19 protein-coding genes are annotated in these 19,109 nt (G+C 58.9%); 15 read left to right on the forward strand and 4 right to left on the reverse strand.

The window, feature by feature from the left end; genetic code table 11:
* Nucleotides 1-18 precede the first annotated feature (18 nt).
* Both purD and hemF read left to right on the forward strand, forming a co-directional pair.
* Nucleotides 19-1,299, forward strand: coding sequence for a phosphoribosylamine--glycine ligase (gene purD, locus E4Q08_RS05930; RefSeq protein ID WP_169069690.1), 1,281 nt, complete (start codon nt 19-21; stop codon nt 1,297-1,299).
* A 37-nt stretch (nt 1,300-1,336) separates the two neighbouring features.
* Nucleotides 1,337-2,287 carry an oxygen-dependent coproporphyrinogen oxidase gene (hemF, locus tag E4Q08_RS05935; protein WP_211203327.1) on the forward strand — a complete coding sequence of 317 codons (951 nt, stop codon included), beginning with the start codon at nt 1,337-1,339 and terminating at the stop codon, nt 2,285-2,287.
* A 58-nt stretch (nt 2,288-2,345) separates the two neighbouring features.
* On the opposite strand, the gene E4Q08_RS05940 is transcribed toward hemF, so the two are convergent.
* The 4 genes from E4Q08_RS05940 to E4Q08_RS05955 all read right to left on the reverse strand — a co-directional run bounded on the left by E4Q08_RS05940 (nt 2,346) and on the right by E4Q08_RS05955 (nt 6,825).
* Nucleotides 2,346-3,179 (reverse strand): penicillin-binding protein activator LpoB, encoded by an 834-nt coding sequence (locus tag E4Q08_RS05940; protein ID WP_169069692.1) that lies wholly within the window; start codon nt 3,177-3,179, stop codon nt 2,346-2,348.
* 35 nt (nt 3,180-3,214) lie between these two features.
* Complete coding sequence (gene lpoB / locus E4Q08_RS05945) at nt 3,215-3,835, reverse strand: penicillin-binding protein activator LpoB (RefSeq protein ID WP_169069693.1); 621 nt, start codon at nt 3,833-3,835, stop codon at nt 3,215-3,217.
* A 132-nt stretch (nt 3,836-3,967) separates the two neighbouring features.
* The gene (locus E4Q08_RS05950) at nt 3,968-5,347 is read right to left on the reverse strand and encodes a DUF1425 domain-containing protein (protein WP_169069694.1); all 1,380 of its coding nucleotides are present in this window, start codon (nt 5,345-5,347) and stop codon (nt 3,968-3,970) included.
* Nucleotides 5,348-5,364: 17 nt separating this feature from the next.
* The gene (locus E4Q08_RS05955) at nt 5,365-6,825 is read right to left on the reverse strand and encodes a COG3014 family protein (protein ID WP_169069695.1); all 1,461 of its coding nucleotides are present in this window, start codon (nt 6,823-6,825) and stop codon (nt 5,365-5,367) included.
* A gap of 424 nt (nt 6,826-7,249) precedes the next feature.
* On the opposite strand from E4Q08_RS05955, the gene nirB reads away from it, so the two are divergent.
* The 13 genes from nirB (at nt 7,250) to E4Q08_RS06020 (ending at nt 19,079) form a co-directional block, all read left to right on the forward strand.
* Complete coding sequence (gene nirB, locus E4Q08_RS05960) at nt 7,250-9,679, forward strand: nitrite reductase large subunit NirB (protein ID WP_169069696.1); 2,430 nt, start codon at nt 7,250-7,252, stop codon at nt 9,677-9,679.
* Nucleotides 9,680-9,696: 17 nt separating this feature from the next.
* Nucleotides 9,697-10,005: a nitrite reductase small subunit NirD gene (gene nirD / locus E4Q08_RS05965; protein WP_169069697.1), complete on the forward strand. Its 309-nt coding sequence runs from the start codon at nt 9,697-9,699 to the stop codon at nt 10,003-10,005.
* Nucleotides 10,006-10,023: 18 nt separating this feature from the next.
* Complete coding sequence (locus E4Q08_RS05970; RefSeq protein ID WP_169069698.1) at nt 10,024-11,235, forward strand: nitrate/nitrite transporter; 1,212 nt, start codon at nt 10,024-10,026, stop codon at nt 11,233-11,235.
* Nucleotides 11,236-11,313: 78 nt separating this feature from the next.
* A complete protein-coding gene (locus tag E4Q08_RS05975) occupies nt 11,314-12,993 on the forward strand; it encodes a bifunctional protein-serine/threonine kinase/phosphatase (RefSeq protein WP_169069699.1) in 1,680 nt (559 codons plus the stop codon).
* 233 nt (nt 12,994-13,226) lie between these two features.
* The gene (locus E4Q08_RS05980) at nt 13,227-14,789 is read left to right on the forward strand and encodes a DUF4384 domain-containing protein (protein WP_169069700.1); all 1,563 of its coding nucleotides are present in this window, start codon (nt 13,227-13,229) and stop codon (nt 14,787-14,789) included.
* Nucleotides 14,790-14,803: 14 nt separating this feature from the next.
* On the forward strand, nt 14,804-15,391 hold the full coding sequence (locus E4Q08_RS05985) for a hypothetical protein (RefSeq protein ID WP_169069701.1): 588 nt from the start codon (nt 14,804-14,806) through the stop codon (nt 15,389-15,391).
* A gap of 70 nt (nt 15,392-15,461) precedes the next feature.
* Complete coding sequence (locus E4Q08_RS05990; RefSeq protein ID WP_169069702.1) at nt 15,462-15,767, forward strand: hypothetical protein; 306 nt, start codon at nt 15,462-15,464, stop codon at nt 15,765-15,767.
* Between the two features lie 438 nt (nt 15,768-16,205).
* A complete protein-coding gene (locus tag E4Q08_RS05995; protein WP_169069703.1) occupies nt 16,206-17,096 on the forward strand; it encodes a hypothetical protein in 891 nt (296 codons plus the stop codon).
* A 10-nt stretch (nt 17,097-17,106) separates the two neighbouring features.
* On the forward strand, nt 17,107-17,412 hold the full coding sequence (locus E4Q08_RS06000; RefSeq protein ID WP_169069704.1) for a hypothetical protein: 306 nt from the start codon (nt 17,107-17,109) through the stop codon (nt 17,410-17,412).
* On the forward strand, nt 17,399-17,710 hold the full coding sequence (locus E4Q08_RS06005; RefSeq protein ID WP_169069705.1) for a hypothetical protein: 312 nt from the start codon (nt 17,399-17,401) through the stop codon (nt 17,708-17,710). Before E4Q08_RS06000 ends, E4Q08_RS06005 begins: the two co-directional genes overlap by 14 nt.
* 7 nt (nt 17,711-17,717) lie before the next feature.
* Nucleotides 17,718-18,335 carry an OmpA family protein gene (locus tag E4Q08_RS06010; protein WP_169069706.1) on the forward strand — a complete coding sequence of 206 codons (618 nt, stop codon included), beginning with the start codon at nt 17,718-17,720 and terminating at the stop codon, nt 18,333-18,335.
* A gap of 41 nt (nt 18,336-18,376) precedes the next feature.
* Nucleotides 18,377-18,691, forward strand: coding sequence for a hypothetical protein (locus E4Q08_RS06015; protein WP_169069707.1), 315 nt, complete (start codon nt 18,377-18,379; stop codon nt 18,689-18,691).
* A 46-nt stretch (nt 18,692-18,737) separates the two neighbouring features.
* Nucleotides 18,738-19,079, forward strand: a complete 342-nt coding sequence (locus tag E4Q08_RS06020) for a hypothetical protein (RefSeq protein WP_034918743.1) — start codon at nt 18,738-18,740, stop codon at nt 19,077-19,079.
* The last annotated feature ends 30 nt before the right edge of the window (nt 19,080-19,109 follow it).

Here is a 19,109-nt window from a genome sequence, read left to right on the forward strand (position 1 = left end):
GGTGGTGAAAGGATGGTCATGAAGATACTGGTCATCGGCTCCGGCGGTCGTGAGCATGCACTCGCCTGGCGTCTGGCGAAGACCCCGGGCCTGCAGAAGGTCTTCGTCGCACCGGGCAACGCCGGCACTGCGCGCGAGCGTGAACTCGAGAATGTCAACATCACCGACCCCGAGGCGCTCGCCGACTTCGCCGCAAAGCACAAGGTCCATCTCACGGTAGTCGGCCCCGAAGCACCGCTCGCCGCCGGTATTGTCAACCTTTTTCGCGACCGTGGCCTGAAGATCTTCGGTCCGACCAGGGAAGCCGCCCAACTCGAAAGTTCGAAGGACTTCGCCAAGCGCTTCATGGCCAGGCACAACATTCCCACCGCCCGCTTCGCGACCTTCTCCGACAGCAGCGCGGCACATGCCTACGTCGACCAGCAGGGCGCACCGATTGTCATCAAGGCCGATGGACTGGCCGCCGGCAAAGGGGTGGTGGTAGCCATGAACCTGGCCGATGCCCATGATGCGATCAACCACATGCTCCCCGCAAGCGGTGACAGCACAGCGAAAGACTCGGCCCCGGCACGCGTGCTGATCGAAGAATTTCTTGAAGGCGAAGAAGCCAGCTTCATCGTCATGGTCGACGGCAAGAATGCCCTGCCGCTGGCATCGAGTCAGGATCACAAGCGCATCGGCGACGGCGATACCGGCCCCAACACCGGTGGCATGGGCGCTTACTCACCGGCACCCGTGGTCACTCCTGAAGTCCACGCCCGCGCCATGCGCGAGATCATCCTGCCGACAGTCCGGGGAATGGCCGCTGACGGCATCCCCTACACCGGCTTCCTCTACGCCGGCCTGATGATTGGCAAGGACGGATCGGTCAAGACCGTCGAGTTCAATTGCCGGCTTGGCGATCCGGAAACACAACCGATCATGATGCGCTTGAAATCCGACCTGCTGACTCTCTTCGACCATGCCCTGGCCGGCCGGCTCAACCTGGTTGAAGCGAGCTGGGACCGTCGCGTTGCACTGGGCGTCGTACTGGCTGCAGCCAATTACCCCGGCACCCCACGCACCGGCGATCTGATCAGCGGTCTACCGCAGAACAGCGAGGACTGCCATGTCTTCCATGCCGGCAGCAGCGAAAGCGATGGCCGAATCGTCACCGCCGGTGGTCGTGTGCTGTGCGTCACGACACTTTCCGACAACGTCAAACAGGCACAGAGACGCGCCTATGACCTGATTGTCGGCATTCACTTCGACGGCATGCAGTATCGCCGGGACATCGGCCACCGCGCCATCAGCCGGTGAGCGAAACCAGGCAGGCACCGGCAGTCGCAGGCCAGGGATGATCGACCCGGCCCGCCTCAAGGCGTACTTTACCGACCTGCAGACGCATATCGTCACGGCGCTCGAAACGCTCGAGGGCAGTACTGGCGCGAGCTTCCGCGCCGACCCCTGGGAAAAGGAAGCTGACTCGCCACTCGCGGGCAGTGGCTGCACCTGCATTCTTGAGGGTGGCCGTATTTTTGAACGCGGCGGCGTCGCTTTCTCGCAGGTCAGCGGCGCCGCGCTGCCGGCCTCGGCAACTGCCAAACGCCCCGAACTGGCGGGGCGCGCTTTCGCCGCGATGGGCGTTTCGCTGGTACTGCATCCGGAAAATCCCTACTGCCCGACCGCGCACATGAACGTGCGCGCGCTGATCGCGACCCGTGCCGATTCCGAGCCCGCCTGGTGGTTTGGCGGCGGCATGGACCTGACGCCCTACTACCCTTTTGCGGAAGACATCCGGCATTTCCACACGACCTGCAAACAGGCGCTGCGGCCTTTCGGGGAAGGCACGCACGCACGCTACAAGCAATGGTGCGACGAGTACTTTTTCCTCAAGCACCGCAACGAGCCACGCGGAGTCGGTGGCGTCTTCTTCGATGATCTCAACGAGGGTGGCTTCGAGCGCTGCTTCGCGCTCACCCGGGCGGTCGGTGACGCGTTTACGGAAGCCTACCTGCCGATCATTGCAAGGCGGCAGACCTTGCCCTATGGCGAACGCGAACGTGACTTCCAGGCATACCGGCGCGGACGGTATGTCGAGTTCAACCTGGTCTGGGATCGCGGCACGCTCTTCGGCCTGCAGTCGGGCGGGCGCACCGAATCGATCCTGATGTCGCTCCCACCGCTCGTCAAATGGCGCTACGACTGGCACCCGGAAGCCGGCAGCGCCGAGGCCGCACTCTACGACATGCTGGCGCCACGCGACTGGACGGAAGCTCCGGCTGTGGGGCTGGATCTTCGTTCATGATCGCTGTCAGCATGTGCTCAAGCTGGCCAACCAGGAACAAGCAGTTCTATTTTGCCTCTCAGCGGAAAATGATCACTTCCTCACGATTGGGTTCCTCACGCGTGCGATAGCTGCTGTCACCGCGCGAATCGTCGCCGCGGATACCTCCCAATTGCTCGTCGAACTGGCGGGCGACATCTTCACCAAGGCTTTTCGAGACCTCAGAAACGACCTTTCCTCGGTTGAGAACGACACGGCCGCCACGGCTGGTCATCAGCTTGACATCCTGGCCGGTGCCCATCGCACTGAAAGCAGCCTTGATCTTGTAGTCGCGCGTGCTGATCAGACTGAATTCAGCGACCAGTTCAAGGCTGAGCGTATGCGAGACGGTGTTGGTGTGGTCGATCGGGTTGGCTTCCTGGCGGAATTCCATACTATTGATCGATCCGAAGAGTACATAGTCGGCGCCAGGATACATGCCCTGCCTGACACGTGCGATGACGTCATACAACCTCTCGACGTGCTTACTGTCGGTGAAGGGTTTGCCCTGTACCAACTGGAAACGGCCCGACTTCAGCATCTCGCCCTTGATGTCGGCGGTAAACTTGCGTAACTCGCCGCGCTCGATGTAGCTGTAGGTGCCTTCCGCCTCGTAGTAGCTGCTCTCCGACTTGGCGTTCAGCGAACCGCTGCTGCGCCGCGCATAACCATAGTCGGATTCACGCTCACTTTCGCGACCGGAAGCGCGCAGCGACGATTTTTCGTTGGCCGCAACCACGCGAAAATACTCACTGACACGTTCCTCATAAGCGAGATCGGTCACTGCGACCTTGGGCGGCGGCGCTGCGACTGCGAGACTGGTGGCGGCGAGAAGTGCGAAAACGCCCGCACGGACAAGGTTGATGGCGTTCATCTCAAGATCTCCTGGTGCCTTGACAGGGCTGGCGACTAACGTCTGGCCGATTTGCGGATGTCCTTTTCGTCAGACCATTCGACAATGCCGGTCTCGATCTCAACCAGACGCAGGTTCATCTTGTAGTAGACGTCCTTGATGTCGACGTTCTTCTTCACAATCGACGAGATGCTGCCATCGATACGATATTTGGCACCCTGCATTCTCCCCATTTTGACCGACTTGCCTTTGTCATAGAGACCGCTCTGATTCTGCCGACGCAGTTCATCGACCTGGTTCTGCATATCCTCGCCCTCGATGGCGTAGCGGACCCCACTTTTCTGTAACTGCGTCAGGATGGTGTCGGTGATCAGGCGTGTGTCGAAATATTCGCTGGTCTTGTTCTTCACTGGCGAGGCCATCAGCAACTGGCGCTTGCGGATCAGATCCTGGATCAACGGGTGCTGAATCAGCGATTGCGTCATTTTTTCCGAAATCATCTGGATGTCGGTCGAGCCGAGGTCGGTGGTCACCGTTTCGACGGCCTTGGAATCGCCGTAGCTGACATTGCCGCCACCAACCGTCGGCGACGAAGTCGTCGCACAGCCGGCAAGTGCCAGTACCAATGTGCTGGCGAGCAGGGTGAAGCGGATTTCGTAATTGGACTGACCTTGCATTGCATTACCTCCTGATGGCGATGTTGGCGACCGGCGAGCGGTCGTGTTGCGAAATGGGCTGGTGGCGCCGCCGGTTTGAGGTGAAAGTCGCCTCGGGCCAGGCGAGCGCTCACCGCTGCCGGCTGCCACGACTCAGTTGCTGATGTTGTTCGGGCTTTGCAGGATTAGCCGGAAATCGGTCGCCTTGAAGGTCGGTCCGACGACGTTGATCAATTGCTTCTGCAGTCCATAAACCAGTAGCGGTTTCCACGGCTCATCGTCCCAGACGGAAAAGCCATCGCGGTCGAGCCACTTGAAGCGATAGTACAGCTGCTGGTTGCTGGAACTGGTATTGGTGATCTCGACCTGGATGCGCAGCAGGTTGTCGCGCTTGGTGGCGCGCATGTCACTCACCTTGAGGGAAGCCATCTTGCCCAATTCCTCGATCTTGCTGGCGATGCTCGGCGCTGTTTCTGCCGCCGGTCGCGGCTGGCTGCTGAGCGCCAGTTGTGCCGGCGCCGGCGCAGCAGCAGAGTCGCCGCCGCGGGTTACTGTCTGGCTGGTGGCGGTCAAGCGCCGCTTGGCCAGTGCGGAAAATTGCCCGTCCGGATACTTGCTGAGGTAATCGCTAAAATCATCCGGCGTGTTGCTGTTCTTGATGCTGTCCCAGAACGCCAGTTCGACCGCCTTCGGGTCGACCGTCTGCACCACCGTCGTTGCAGTACTGGCGCCGGCCGGTGCCTGGCCGGCGACGAAATAGAAGTCGCCATCGGTCTGTTCGTAGAGTGCCGGCTGCTGGTCGTGGCCGACCGACTTCGCCTTCTGGGTAACCGTGCTGCGCACCCTGCGCATCGCGTCGGTGGCGCTGATTCCCGGCTGCGTGATCGATGGCAGGAACTCGCGGGTAAACAGGCCGTTCGGGTTGTTGTCGTTGTCGCCCAGCTTGTCGAGCGCCTGCTGATTGGCGCCCGCCGAATAGAGAACGACCTGACCGTTGGGCGCCTGTGGTGGCGCCAGACCACGCGTGGCGCCGATCGAGCGCGTGCCGGACTTCTTCGGCAGGGGATTGTCGCGGCAGGCGTCGAGAACGAGCAGGGTGAACTTGGCCTTGGCATCGGCGATCTTGTCCTGGATCGCCAGCACGCTCACCGCCTGGTCGGCGAGGTCGTTTTCGCTGCGCGGAGAATCCATGTCGACCGGCACCAGAAAGTTCTGATTGTTGACCTGCAAGCCATGTCCGGCGAAGAAGAAGACGCCGACCCCGCCGCCGGAGATCTTCTGCACGAACTCGTTGACCGCCAGGTTCATCTTCTTCTGCCCCACGTTGTTGTAGGCCATCACTTCGAAGCCGATCTTCTTGAGTTCGCGGGCCACGGCATTGGCATCGTTGACCGCCTTCTCCAGCTTGGTGACGTTCTGATAGTCGTTGTTGCCGATCACCAGCGCGACGCGCCGTTCGGCCGCGGCCAGCGCGTTGCCGGCGGCAGCGAGAGCAAAAATCAGGCTGACCGCGATAAGGAAGATGCGTGTCATGAGAATCTCCTGCAGGATTACTGGGTTGCCGCCGCATTTGCCGGCTTGCCGCGAACGCCACGTGTCGGGGGACGGGCATCGGACTTGGTACTGGTCGACTGAGCGCCGTCGATGGCGACGTTCGGCTGGCCAACATAGACGGCACCGCCGGTAAGTCGGATGGGAACGATGGTGAAGCGGCTACCGATGTTGACCTCGGTGCGGTAAGCGCCGGCGCCGGTCTGGAACTCGACCGTTTGCCGACCATGTGGCAGGATCGCGCGCGCCACCGAAATGCGCTCGGGCAGCGTGCGCCAGCTGCGATCGTCGGCCTGCTCGGTGGCCACGGAAGCCACGCCGACCGCGATACCGAGGATCGGCGACGCTTGGTTCGCCTGCTCCTCGGCGACGGCTTTCAGTGCAGCGCGGATCACCGTGCGCAGAATGATCGACGGCATCTGATCCTTGAGCAGCCGACGCGCCATGGTGTCGATGTTGCTCAGCGTCTCGACCGGCAACTGGCGGCCGGCGACCGTCAAAACCGGAGGAACGAAGCCGCGGTTCTCGGCCTTGAGTACCGGAAACGAGAGTGCCGTGACCACCAGGCCATTCTTGCGCGGCACCGGGATCGGGATGGTGATCGACTTCCACGACGGCGCGAATCCCGATTCTACGACGAAGAGCACGTCCGACTCGCGCGGCCCGGGCTTGCGCCGGCCGACGTTTTTCAGGCTGCCCTGGATGAGCAGCTTGTTTGGCGAAAGCTGCAAGGCATTGCGGTAGCCGGGTTCGGCGAGCGAAGGTTCGCCGGTGACCTCGAAGAAGTAGCCGGCAAGGTAGTGTGCGAAAGCATTCTGGTAGCCGTTCTTCAAATCGCGGACTTCCGGTGTGTCGAGTTCGGCGAGAGGATAGTCCTTGAGATGCTTCGGATCGTTATCGACCTTGAGCTTGTCGCCCTCTTCCTTGAGCTTGTCGTATTCCTTCTCGCGGAAAGACTTGATCAACTGCTCGCGCTCGTAGGTCTTCTTCATCTCGATGCGCGCCAGATCGGCACTGCCGAGGAGGATATGATCAAGGGTGAGTTGCGCCGACAACATGACCTTCTCGTAGTCCTGACCGTCATAGCGCCGCGTCTTGTCATTGATCAGGTAGCTACCAATGTCGCCGATCAGCTTCTGCGGATTGGTACGGTACTCGTCTTCCCATTGCTGAATGATGGCGTCGGCTTTCAGCCAGGTGTCGCGACTTCCGGCATAGTCCTTGTCAAGACTGAGGAGCTCGCCCTTCTCGAAGTAATAGAGGATGTCTTTGTCCTGCGACAGAGCGCCGGCGGTATTATTTTTCTCGACCTGCTCGATTGCCTGTTTGACCGCACCGGTCTTCACCAGGTTCACCGTTTCCTTGAGCTCCGAGTCATATTGGCGCATCGGATTGGTGGCGCAGCCGGTCAACAGCGTCACCAGCAATGTCAACACTGCCGCGATATACCCTCGATACATCGATTCTCTCCCGGTTTGTCCCAATGGCCGCCATCTGCATCGGCAGGCTGAACGGCATGTCTGGCAATAGGATCTGCTTCAACCCGAGGGCATTTTAACCGGATATTTGCCTGGCAGACGCGAAAAAGTTGCCCTTCCGCAGCGATCGATTCATCAGATCCGAAGCGATCAGCGAATGCTACGAATGCTACGAAGTAGCTGCCACCCTCCCGACCGGAATGCCAGTCGATCCCATCTGCCGTCCCAACCCCCCGGTGACCGCATCACCGCACCAAAATGCAGCAAAAACGCCCCGAGATTGTGCGCCGCATCATCAGTGAGGACACAAGGCGTGGCAGAAATCCTGAAAAATCAGCGCATCCAGAATATGGCCCAATTATTGCTTTAATCCTCCCATCAAGACACAGCAAAGGGAGTCGTGAAAATGAGCAAGAAGAAACTGGTAATGGTGGGCAACGGCATGGCTGGCGTGCGCACGCTTGAAGAGTTGTTGAAGATCGCTCCCGATCAGTACGAGATCACCGTTTTCGGCGCCGAGCCGCACCCCAACTACAACCGCATCCTGCTCTCGCCGGTACTGGCCGGCGAGATGACGATTCAGGACATCATTCTCAACGATCATCATTGGTATGCGGAGCACGGCATCAAGCTGCACCTGGGCAAGAAAGTCAGCAGGATCGACCGCGTGCAACGCCGGGTGATCGCCGAGGACGGTACCGAAGCACCCTATGACCGGCTGCTGCTGTCGACCGGCTCCAACCCGTTCATCCTGCCGATCCCCGGCAATGACCTGCCGGGCGTCATCTCCTACCGCGACATCGCCGACACCGATGCGATGATCGACGCCGCGCGCCGCTACCGGCATGCGGTGGTGATCGGTGGCGGCCTGCTCGGCCTCGAAGCCGCCAACGGACTGAAGCTGCGCGGGATGGACGTGACCGTGGTACATCTTGCCGACTGGCTGCTCGAACGCCAGCTCGACCAGACTGCCGGCCGGATGCTGCAAAAATCGCTCGAAGACCGCGGCCTCAAGTTCCTGCTTGGCAAACAGACCGAAATGTTGATCGCCGGCGAGAGTGGACGGGTCTCGGCGATCCGCCTCAAGGATGGTCTGCAGATTCCTGCCGATCTGGTAGTGATGGCCGTCGGCATCCGCCCGAACACGGCGCTGGCCGAATCGGCAGGCATCTACTGCAACCGGGGCATCGTGGTCAACGACACCATGCAGACCTACGACCCGAAAATCTACGCCGTCGGCGAATGCGTCGCGCACCGCGGCACCGCGTACGGACTGGTCGCGCCGCTCTTCGAACAGGGCAAGGTCGCGGCCAACCATCTCGGCAACTACGGTATCAGCCGCTATACCGGATCGGTCACCTCGACCAAGCTTAAAGTGACCGGAATCGACCTGTTCTCGGCCGGTGATTTTTTTGGCAGCCACGATAGCGAGGAAATTGTCCTCAACGATGCGGCCGGAGGCGTATACAAGAAACTGGTGATCAAGGACAACAAGCTGGTCGGTGGCGTCCTTTATGGCGATACCGCCGATGGTCCCTGGTATTTCCAGTTGCTGCGCGACGGCCAGGACATCCACGAAATTCGCGATCATCTGCTGTTCGGACAGTCACACGTCGGCGACGTCGGCCATCAGGGCCACAGCAAGGCAGCTTCCATGGCCGACAGCGCGGAAGTGTGCGGCTGCAACGGTGTCAGCAAGGGTAGCATCGTCAAGGCGATCAAGGAAAAAGGGCTGTTCACGCTCGACGACATCAAAAAGCACACCAAGGCAGCGTCGTCCTGTGGCTCCTGCGCTGGCCTTTGCGAGCAGATCCTCTCGGCGACGATCGGTGGTGCCTACACGCCGGCAGCTTCGAACCGCAAGGCGGTCTGCGGCTGTACCGATTACTCGCACCAGGAGGTGCGCGACGCGATTCGCGCGCAGCACCTGCTGAGTACCGACGCGGTCATGCGCTTCCTCGAATGGCAGACGCCAGACGGCTGCGACAAGTGCCGCCCGGCGCTGAACTACTACCTGATTTCGACCTGGCCGAAAGAGGCAAAGGACGATCCGCGCTCGCGCCTGGTCAACGAACGCGCGCACGCCAATATCCAGAAGGACGGCACCTTTTCGGTGGTACCGCGCATGTGGGGTGGTTTGACCACAGCAGCCGAGCTGCGCCGAATCGCCGATGTCGCCGACAAGTATCAGGTGCCGACGATCAAGGTCACCGGCGGCCAGCGCATCGACCTGCTCGGGATCAGAAAGGAAGACCTGATCAGTGTCTGGAAGGATCTCGACATGCCCTCGGGTCACGCCTACGGCAAGTCGATCCGCACCGTCAAGACCTGCGTCGGCATGGAACACTGCCGCTTCGGAACGCAACTGGCAATGGCCATGGGCGTCAAGCTCGAGAAGATGCTGTTCGACATGTACTCGCCGCACAAGGTCAAGCTCGCCGTTTCGGGATGTCCGCGCAACTGCGCCGAGGCCGGCATCAAGGACGTCGGCGTGATCGGCGTCGATTCGGGTTACGAACTGTACGTTGGTGGCAATGGCGGCATCAAGACCGAAGTCGCGCAGTTTTTCGTCAAAGTGAAGAACGACGAAGAGGTGATGGAGTACGCCGGCGCTTTCCTGCAGCTCTACCGCGAAGAGGGCTTCTACCTCGAACGAACCTGCCACTACCTCGAACGTGTCGGTCTTGACCATGCCAAGCAGCGGGTCGTCGAGGACGAGGAGAGCCGCAAGGCGCTGTATGGACGCCTGCTGGCCGAACTGCAGGACACCAAGGATCCCTGGGCCGAGCGCATCGCCGGCGTAGAGCACAACGAGTATGAATTGCTTTCGGTATGAAGGACTGGAGAACAGAAATGGCTGAATGGAAATCGATCTGCAAGCTTGAAGAAATTCCGCGCCTGGGCAGCCGCGTCGTGCGCTCGACCAGCGGCAACATCGCCGTTTTCCGCACCTCGGGCGGAGAAGTGTTTGCGCTGCGAGACCAGTGCCCGCACAAGGGTGGGCCCCTGTCGCAGGGGCTGGTGCACGGCAATCAGGTGACCTGTCCCCTGCACGGCTGGAAACTGCGTCTGGATTCCGGCGAGGCAGTCGCTCCCGACCAGGGCTGCTCGCGCAGCTACCCGATCCGCGTGGAAAGCGGCACGGTATTTCTTGAAATCTGATTCGAAAGGACTACGACAATGGACAAGTCATTCTGGAAAGCCGGACACCGGCCGACGCTGTACGCGGCATTTCTCTACTTCGACCTGGCTTTCATGGTCTGGGTGATGCTGGGGCCCCTGGGCGTGCAGATCGCCAAGGATCTCGGCCTGACGCACGCACAGAAAGGGATGATGGTCGCCACGCCGGTGCTTGCCGGCGCCATCCTGCGCATCGTCATGGGCGTGCTGGTTGACCACCTGAAACCCAAACTGGCTGGCGCCATCGGACAGGTGATCGTCATCGTCTCGCTGTTCGTCGCCTGGTACTTCGGTATCCACAGCTACGAGCAGACGCTGATCCTCGGCGGCTTCCTCGGCGTTGCCGGCGCGTCGTTCGCGGTCGCCTTGCCGCTCGCCTCGCGCTGGTATCCGCCGGAACATCAGGGAACGGCGCTGGGGATTGCCGGAGCCGGCAACTCGGGTACGGCGCTGGCAGCGCTGATCGCACCGAGCCTGGCGATCGCCTTCGGCTGGAGCAACGTCTTCGGCCTGGCGCTGATCCCGCTGCTCCTGGTCTTCGTCTTCTACCTGTTCGCCGCCAAGGACGCGCCGGAATGCCCGCCCCCCAAATCGCTGGCTGAATACCTGAAAGTGCTCAAGGACACCGACGCCTGGTGGTTCATGTTCTTTTACTCGGTGACCTTCGGCGGTTTCGTCGGCCTCGCCTCGTCGCTGACGATCTACTTCAACATCCAGTACGGCCTCGACGCCAAGACTGCCGGTTTCTTCACTGCCGCCTGCGTTTTCGCCGGTTCGCTGGTGCGACCGATCGGTGGTAACGTCGCCGACCGCATCGGTGGCATCAAGAGCCTGTCGGTGATGTATGTGCTGGCAGCGATCTTTCTCGGCATCGTCAGTATCGGCCTACCTGCTGCATGGATGGCGCTGCTCGCCTTCGTGGGTGCGATGCTGGCACTGGGAATGGGTAACGGCGCGGTCTTCCAGTTGGTGCCGCAGCGCTTTCGCAAGGAAATCGGTGTCATGACCGGGATGGTTGGCATGGCTGGCGGTATCGGTGGCTTCTACCTGGCCTCTTCGCTCGGCTACGCCAAGGAACTCACCGGCAGCTATCAGATCGGCTTCCTGATCTTTGCTGCACTCGCTCTGCTGGCTCTGGCCGGACTGACCGGCGTCAAGACTCGCTGGCGTACGACCTGGGGTGCTGCGCACCTTACCGTGGCGAAGATCTGATCCGAAAATTTCTTTGCGCAGAGTGTGGGGTGGCAAGGTACATTGTGACCTGCCGCCCTTTTCTGGAGCCATGCTGGCATGCCGCTTAGAGTCGACGTCGGTCACTCCTCGCTCACCGGACCCCGCGAACGTAACGAGGATTTTTGCGGCATGGTCACCCCGCAGGGAACCGACCTCGAAAACAAGGGGCTGATCGCAGCCGTCGCCGACGGCATCGGCGGCCACAAGGGCGGTCGTGAGGCCGCCGAATACACGGTGCGCGGCCTGCTTTCGGACTACTACGCGACCCCCGACACCTGGAGTGTGCCGCATGCGCTGGAAAAGGTCGTCGTCCCGCTCAATCGCTGGGTCATCGCCGAAGCCGGCCGCCAGCCGGAACTTGCCGGCATGGCGACGACGCTCACTACCCTGGTGCTGCGCGGCCGGCGTTATGTGTGCGCTCACGTCGGCGACTCGCGACTCTACCTGCTGCGCAATGGCGTCTGTCGGCGACTGACTACCGACCACGTCTGGGAACATCCGGAACTCCGGAACGTCCTGTCGCGCGCAGTAGGCCTCGACCGCCATTTCCACCTCGATTTCGCCGACGGCGAATTGCGCCAGGGAGACTGCTTTTTGCTTTGCTCCGATGGCGTCTGGGGCGCACTCGACAACCAGCGTATCTGTGGCCTACTGATTGCGCATCCCGACGCGCAACAGGCTGCTGCATCGCTGACCAGTCTTGCACTGGCCTCGGGCGGACAGGACAACGCCAGCGCCGTGGTCTTGCGTGTCGCCGAACTGCCGGCAGAGAAGCTGCGCGACTCGCTCGAAGGCTCGGCGCGCTTGCCCTTGCCGCCGCGTTTCAAGCCCGGCCAGTCCTTCGACGGCCTGCGCATCGACGAAGTGCTGCACGACTCACGGGCGACGCTGCTGTACCGTGTCACCGATCAGCTCTCCGGCCAGCCAATGGTGCTCAAGACGCTGCGCCCGGAACTCGCTGACGATCCTGACGAAATCCGGGCGCTGATCATGGAAGAATGGCGCTCCCGGCGCATCGTCTCGCCTTTTTTCGCACAAATGCTACCGACTGAAAGACGTAGCTGCCTCTACTATCTTCAGAGCTGGCACGAGGGAGCGACGCTGCAGCGGATGCTTGATGCGGATATGCACTTCACCGTCGCCGAAGCCGTCCAGAACGGTATCCGGCTGATGAAGGGGCTCTGTGCACTGCACCGCCTCGACATCGCGCACCGCGACATCAAGCCGGCGAACATTCACCTCGGCCGCGACGGCTGCCTGCGCATTCTTGACCTTGGCGTCGCCGTCAGTCTCTCTGAAGACGAAGTCGCTATCGGCAGCCCGGGCACGCCGAGCTATATGGCGCCGGAACTCTTCGCTGGCGAGCAGGCCGGTGCCGCGCATGACCTCTATGCCGCGGGCGTCACGCTCTACCACCTGCTGACCCGCAAGTATCCCTACGGCGAGATCGAACCTTTCCAGCACCCGAAATTTTCCGAGCCGGTGGCACCAACGCGCTACCGACCGGATATCCCGGGCTGGCTCGAAAACGTCCTGCTCAAGGCGGTCGCAAAAGACCCTGCGCAACGCTTCGAAACCGCCGAGGAGTTTCTTCTGGCGCTCGAACGCGGTGCCAGCCGCCCGGTCAACCGCCCGCCGGTGACCCCGCTGGCACTACGCAACCCGCTGCTCACCTGGCGGATCATCGCCGGCGTCTCCTTGCTCGTCAATCTGCTGCTGATGCTGCTGACACGCTGAATATTTCAGGCCATTCGCCTGACCGTTCGCCGTAGTCAATCGACGCCAGGGTAGCCGCATGGTCCGTTTTCGAAGACTGCTTGCCCATTGAGAGACCCATTCATGCACCCCTGATACGAGCAAACCGTGAAATATTTGCTTGTTGGATACGCTCCTCTTGATGGTAAAGTATATTGATAGGCGAAATTTTTCCGATTGCGCTGAACGATCGATTTCATCAAAAAGGGTTGACCATGTCGAAACTGATCCCCGGTTTAACGATGCTTCCATTGGCTCTGCTCTGCAACTTTGCTTCGGCGCAGGACGTGCTCGGCAAGTCGCAAGATCCGGCGGCAACCGTTTCCAACGCCGCCGCCCCAAAGACCCCTGCCATCAAGACGATCACCAATTTTTCCCAGGCCTTGCGATGCATGGATGAATTGTTCCTCGCCTATGGCAAGAGCGGTATCGTCGTGACCTCGACCGGCATTCCGGATGAGACCGGCAAGGTGCGCACAGGCACCAAGGAAATGCTGATTACCGCCATCGCCAAAATGACGGTCAAGAGCAACGCCTTTGAGTTCATCGATTTCCATGGCGGTGGTGACGATCTGGCACGACTTTTCGACACCAAGGGTCAGTCCATGATGAAGATTCCGGATTACTACATCCGGGGCTCGATCACCCAGATGGATGACAACACCATTCGCAAGAACAGTGGATTCGGTTTGGCGGCAGCTTTCTTCGATTTTGGCTTTTCTTCCGATGCCTCCTATGACCTGATCAGCATGGACATGAGTATCGGTGATGCGGCCACCCGAAAGATCCTTCCGCAAACCAGCACTTCCAACACGATGGTCATCATCAAGACCGGCAAGTCCGGTGAAGCCGGTGGCAAGTTGGGCAAGGTCGGCCTCTCGTTCAATCTCGATTTCAGCCGCTCGGAAGGCTTGGGCGCAACGACGCGAACCCTGCTTGAACTCGGTCTGATCGAGACTCTGGGCCAATTCACCCAGGTTCCTTACTGGCGTTGCCTGGATGCGGACATCACCAATCCGGTGATTCGTGAACAGGCGCTGGAAACCTACGAAACACTGAAAGAAAGCGAAAGAATCACTTTTGTTCAGCGCAAGCTGGGTGGCAGCATGAACCGCTACAATGGCCCGATCGACGGCAAGATGAATGACACGCTCAAGGACGCCATCCTTGAATACCAGGCGCAAAACCATCTCGTGGCGGATGGGCGAATCAGTTTCGAGCTCTACGCCAGTCTGTTCGATGATATCCAGAACAACCTGGCTTATGTGCCCGGCACGCCACCGGCCAAAGCAGCGGCGTACAGGCCACCTGCACCTGCGCCAGCGTTGCTCCCTCCACAGCAGGCGGCACCCGCTGCCTCTGCATTCCGGGTGAATCTCGAAAGCGACAAAGGTTCGAAGCCAAGCTACAAGGTCGGCGAGTTCCTGAACATGTCACTGTCCTTGATGGGTGATGGCACCGTGTATTGCTACTACGAAGATATCAATCGTTCCGTGGCACGAATTTTCCCCAACCAGTTCGTCGGCAATCCTACCTTGCGATCTGGCAGCACCATCAGGCTTCCCAGCGGCGGCTTCAAGATTCGCTTCGATCAGGCTGGCAAGGAGCGGGTCGCCTGTATTGGCGCTGACCGCGAACTGGTCGTCCCGGCCGCACTGAAAGGCGCCCGGGATCTGGCCCCCTTGCCCGTCCGCTCGCTTGATGAAGTGGTGAGCCAGTACCGTCAAGGCAATCCGACTGCCATGAGCAGTTACATCGACATCACGGTTACCCGGTAATCGACGAGATCGCCATGCCCCCCCTGGTCAGACTTCTTCTCCAGAACAGCGCATTGATGCTCTCAGTCATGTCGCCCATGGCGATGGCGGCAGACGGTCAGGCTGGGAAGGTCATGCTGTTGGCAGAATTGATCATTGTGCCGGAAAAGGCACCTTCGAAGTCAACCTCGCAATCACAGCGCGAGAAGGCAGGGAGATATCAAGGCGAAGCACCGGCAAACCTGGAGGACGACGAGGTCGGAATTCTTGCGCCTCGTGGCGGCGCACCAACAGAAGAGAAAGCTTTCGAAAACCGCAATAAGGCCAGGGCATATCAACCAAGTGGTGATAATTCTTCACCTCCATCCTTTTCCGGGTCCGGGGCTGCTGGTTCCGATGGTGGCCAACCGCGTCACATGGAGCAACGCAATCGCGCACGCGCCTATACCGGGACAGGAAACGCTCAGGACATGGATTTGAGCCACGTCGGTCGCGACGGCATTCCACTCGTGCCATGCCATGAGGTCGACAATGTTTCCGGAAGAATCGGGGACGACACCATGTCAGGTAGCATCGTGCATATCTTTCGCGATGGGCGGCAAGTCAAAGTTCGTTGTCGGTGATTTTCCATGTCAACCGAACACTCCGCCACTGCGTTATATAGTCTATGAATCGTGCAATATGGAGACAGTAATGAAATGGTGGGTTGCTATTGCCATTCTCGGTATGGCTACGCTTGCACTGGCGCAAGTATCTGTTGATGTATCTGGACTCGGCGTGAAAGTACAGACAGGAAAAGGCGGATCGGTTGCAAGTAATACTGCGGGGACGATTGACCCGGATGTGCAGATGGATGGTGTTGCCGTGATCAACGGCGAGGTGTTTGTGGATGGTGAAAAGGTTCCAAAGGGAAAATCGCCCTATACCTCCAAGAAGTCAGGCAAGACCTATGTAATTAAGTGGGAGAAAGATGGAAATGTCGCAATTCAGGAAAAATAGCCTCCTGGGCATTTTTACCATTGGTTTTCTTGTTTCTTCAGCCCAGGCCGTGATCGTCATTGATTACAGTGTCGTGAGACCGCCACCACCTCCGGGAGGTTTGACGTCACGCTTCGTTCCTCTGGCAGAGACAGAGCCGGGATATCTCATGCAGAGAAGCAATGCCTGGCGCGTTTACAACCAGGACCGTCCACGTACGGGCGCTTTGCTGGTTTATCCGTGGGTATCGGGCTCGATTGGTGCGCCGACCTCGTTGCGACAAGTCGAAGTTCGTAACAATATATCACGTGCCCAGGCGTATCGCCTAAGCCCCCGTGAATAAGATTTTTGACGATTAACATCCGACATGAATTGGAACCACGCTGCAAAAATATTGTCCAATTACTTATCTGGTACTGCTCAGGATAGGTTCCCGAATGATCTGTATGGGATATACAAGTGAAATCAGGATTTGACACTATTGCCGGACGCATCAGGAAAATGATCGGAACCAGTGTGCTCATGGCGATGACGCAATCGGCTTGGGCGCTGGATGCCGTGCAAGCCGACTTTTCGCAGGTGTTCGATTCCCGCACGGGAGAACTGACTGTCTGGCAGATGGCCGAAAATCCCAGCATTTACATATTTGATTTCCCAGGCTTGACCTATCAAGGTCGCAGCTTCAACCGCATTACTCAATTTACGGAACAACAGACCACCGAGCCTTATCCCAAGGTACTGAGCAATCAGGAACTGGCTCGCTATGTCGAAGCAGCACGCCGCACACAGGCCGATTTTGCTTTCGGTCACGATGTGCTGATCTCCGAACTGGTGCAGTTCTTCAACTTTGCATTGCGTGACAAGGTTGAATTGAACCCGGAAGAAATTGTCATTCGCGAGTTCCTGATGGAACAGGGGCTGGTGCGCTTCTGGCGGGGTTTCTACCAGGCCATGAAACCAGGTGTTGTCGTGCTTGCCATACCGCAAACTCAGGACCGAAAAGCTACTGAACCGATGGTTTCTCCTGGTGCACGCTATGCCATCCTGTTGCATGAACTGGCTCACGGCGAGTATTACGCAAACCCGCACTATGCCAAATTCTGTCAGCGTTTCTGGTACGAAACCATGACGGAAAACCAAAGGGAACTCTTCAAGCGCTTTCTCGCAAATTTCAATTATGCAGTCAATAATGAAGAACTTCTGATCAACGAAATGCAGGCGTACCTGATGTTCACGCCAGATCCGAAATCATTCAGTGCCCGCAAGTTGGGCGTCTCCGATGCGGAATTGCAATCGCTGCGAGAGACCTTCCGTCGCGGTAGTCCGCCCATCCGATTGCCCATGCGCTAGGAGGCATGACATGAAAAGACTTGGCTTGATTATAATTGTTTTGGCGACCTTTGCCGGTTCAACTCTCGCACAAAACAGTCAGCGCACGAAGGTTCAGGGCAACACGGAAATCAATGCGACCACAAAAAAACATGACTGCGGTTGCCGCTGGAGACAACAACGTCGCAAAAAAATCGTGTCGGCGTCGTTCAAGGTGACCCAAAGGGCAACACCAGAGTTAACGTCGCTGCGGGCAACGTCACTACAGTGGCCATTGGGCGAAACAAAAAAGGCATGTACAAATATTGGAGGAGTAGTCAGTAATGAATGCAAATAAGCAATTGACGAGTCTTGCGATCACCTTGGCGATGGCTTCGACTACGCTAAGCGCTTACGCCGTTGAGGGCCTGGATGCTCATGGAAACCAGAAAGTCAACAGTGCGATGGCCAAACGCTGGTCCGAACAAGCCAAGGGCCAGAAAACCCCGACCGACGAGAAGCAGGTCGTCAATGTCGGAAGCAAGAAACAAGGCACCTGTAATGTCAATGTCGGAACGACACAACCCAACACTCGTGGTGGACGCAAGAACGACGTTGTCGTAACAACAAAAGAAGTCATCAACGTTTGCAAGTGAGATCGCAATGAATAACATTTCCAGGGTTTTGATGGGTTTGATGTTGATCGCCGGCGTAGGCGCAGCCCAGGCCGCATCGGATGAAGACAAGCTTAAGGAACTCGAGCGCGCGATGAACATGCCGTCCGACACCGGCATGCCACAGCAGAAACGTACCCGCGCAATCGTTTTTGACAATCAACAGCAATCCGGCTCTCAGGCAGCCGAACCCTCTGCCCAAGTTGCGCCATCCTCTACTACTGCAGCAGGCTCTCGTGATTGCGGCTCGCTACCGCCTGACGTACGCACGGTGGGGGTAGATTTCCCCATCCAGTTCAATGCCGGCAGTGCAACGGTTTCTTCTGCCTCTGAAGGCACCTTGAACCAGATCGCTAAAGTCCTGGCATTGTCGCCGGATCGCTGCATCATCGTCGAAGGGCACACCGACGTGATCGGTAATTATGAAAAAAACATGGCGCTGTCTCGCGACCGCGCCAATGCGGTGGTGATTTTCATCTCCACCCGACACGGAATCGATCGGAAGCGCTTTGTGCCGGTAGGCAAGGGCTCGACCGAGACGATGCCGAACCTCGACGCGCGCGATCCGAAGAATCGTCGCGTCGTATTCAAGGTAGTAACTGGTTGATCCTTTCGCAGTACTTTTTTAACTGAACCAAGGAGACTCACATGCGTTTAATTTCTATGATGATTGCTGCTGCCGTTGTTGCTTCCCCGGCTTTCGCTCAACAAACCCAGCGTTCCAGCAACCCGCAGGGCGTGCAGATCCAGGGCAATACCGACATCAAGGCGAAAAACGAGAACGTGACAGCTGTCGCTGTCGGCGAAGGCAATGAAGCCAAGAATACGACCGGCGCCATCAAGGGTGGCACCCAGATTCAGGGCAACACCAAAATCCAGGCTTCGCAGAAGAACGCGACCGCCGTTGCGGTGGGCAAGAACAACACCGCTGCCAACGAAGCCGGCGTCATCGGCGGCAAGTAATACGTCGTCCCCATAGTTCATCATTCCCATACCGGAGGAAACAACAATGCGCGCTCAATTCGCTATCATCGCCCTGGCTTCTGCTGTCATTTCTACCGCTGCTTTCGGTCAAGCCTCGCAAAGTGGCCCGAAGGGCAGCATGTCCTCACCGAATGCCCAAGGTGTTCAGATTCAGGGCAATACCGACATCAAGGCTAAAAACGAGAACGTGACGGCTGTTGCTGTTGGCGAAGGCAACACCGCCAAGAACACGACCGGTGCCATCAAGGGTGGTACCCAGATCCAGGGCAACACCAAAATCCAGGCCTCGCAAAAGAACGCGACCGCTGTTGCGGTGGGCAAGAACAACACCGCGGCCAATGAAGCTGGTGTTATCGGCGGAAAGTAAGCAACTGGAACCTGGCCATTGCGGCTACCC

Source organism: Candidatus Accumulibacter contiguus, assembly GCF_012940005.1.
GTDB classification, from domain to species: Bacteria; Pseudomonadota; Gammaproteobacteria; order Burkholderiales; family Rhodocyclaceae; genus Accumulibacter; species Accumulibacter contiguus.

Excerpts from the sequence above, each read along its gene's own strand:
- purD (WP_169069690.1), top strand. The coding sequence starts at position 19 with ATGAAGATACTGGTCATCGGCTCCGGCGGTCGTGAGCATGCACTCGCC.
- hemF (WP_211203327.1), top strand. The coding sequence starts at position 1,337 with ATGATCGACCCGGCCCGCCTCAAGGCGTACTTTACCGACCTGCAGACG.
- E4Q08_RS05940 (WP_169069692.1), bottom strand. The coding sequence starts at position 3,179 with ATGAACGCCATCAACCTTGTCCGTGCGGGCGTTTTCGCACTTCTCGCC.
- lpoB (WP_169069693.1), bottom strand. The coding sequence starts at position 3,835 with ATGCAAGGTCAGTCCAATTACGAAATCCGCTTCACCCTGCTCGCCAGC.
- E4Q08_RS05950 (WP_169069694.1), bottom strand. The coding sequence starts at position 5,347 with ATGACACGCATCTTCCTTATCGCGGTCAGCCTGATTTTTGCTCTCGCT.
- E4Q08_RS05955 (WP_169069695.1), bottom strand. The coding sequence starts at position 6,825 with ATGTATCGAGGGTATATCGCGGCAGTGTTGACATTGCTGGTGACGCTG.
- nirB (WP_169069696.1), top strand. The coding sequence starts at position 7,250 with ATGAGCAAGAAGAAACTGGTAATGGTGGGCAACGGCATGGCTGGCGTG.
- nirD (WP_169069697.1), top strand. The coding sequence starts at position 9,697 with ATGGCTGAATGGAAATCGATCTGCAAGCTTGAAGAAATTCCGCGCCTG.
- E4Q08_RS05970 (WP_169069698.1), top strand. The coding sequence starts at position 10,024 with ATGGACAAGTCATTCTGGAAAGCCGGACACCGGCCGACGCTGTACGCG.
- E4Q08_RS05975 (WP_169069699.1), top strand. The coding sequence starts at position 11,314 with ATGCCGCTTAGAGTCGACGTCGGTCACTCCTCGCTCACCGGACCCCGC.
- E4Q08_RS05980 (WP_169069700.1), top strand. The coding sequence starts at position 13,227 with ATGTCGAAACTGATCCCCGGTTTAACGATGCTTCCATTGGCTCTGCTC.
- E4Q08_RS05985 (WP_169069701.1), top strand. The coding sequence starts at position 14,804 with ATGCCCCCCCTGGTCAGACTTCTTCTCCAGAACAGCGCATTGATGCTC.
- E4Q08_RS05990 (WP_169069702.1), top strand. The coding sequence starts at position 15,462 with ATGAAATGGTGGGTTGCTATTGCCATTCTCGGTATGGCTACGCTTGCA.
- E4Q08_RS06000 (WP_169069704.1), top strand. The coding sequence starts at position 17,107 with ATGAAAAGACTTGGCTTGATTATAATTGTTTTGGCGACCTTTGCCGGT.
- E4Q08_RS06005 (WP_169069705.1), top strand. The coding sequence starts at position 17,399 with ATGAATGCAAATAAGCAATTGACGAGTCTTGCGATCACCTTGGCGATG.
- E4Q08_RS06010 (WP_169069706.1), top strand. The coding sequence starts at position 17,718 with ATGAATAACATTTCCAGGGTTTTGATGGGTTTGATGTTGATCGCCGGC.
- E4Q08_RS06015 (WP_169069707.1), top strand. The coding sequence starts at position 18,377 with ATGCGTTTAATTTCTATGATGATTGCTGCTGCCGTTGTTGCTTCCCCG.
- E4Q08_RS06020 (WP_034918743.1), top strand. The coding sequence starts at position 18,738 with ATGCGCGCTCAATTCGCTATCATCGCCCTGGCTTCTGCTGTCATTTCT.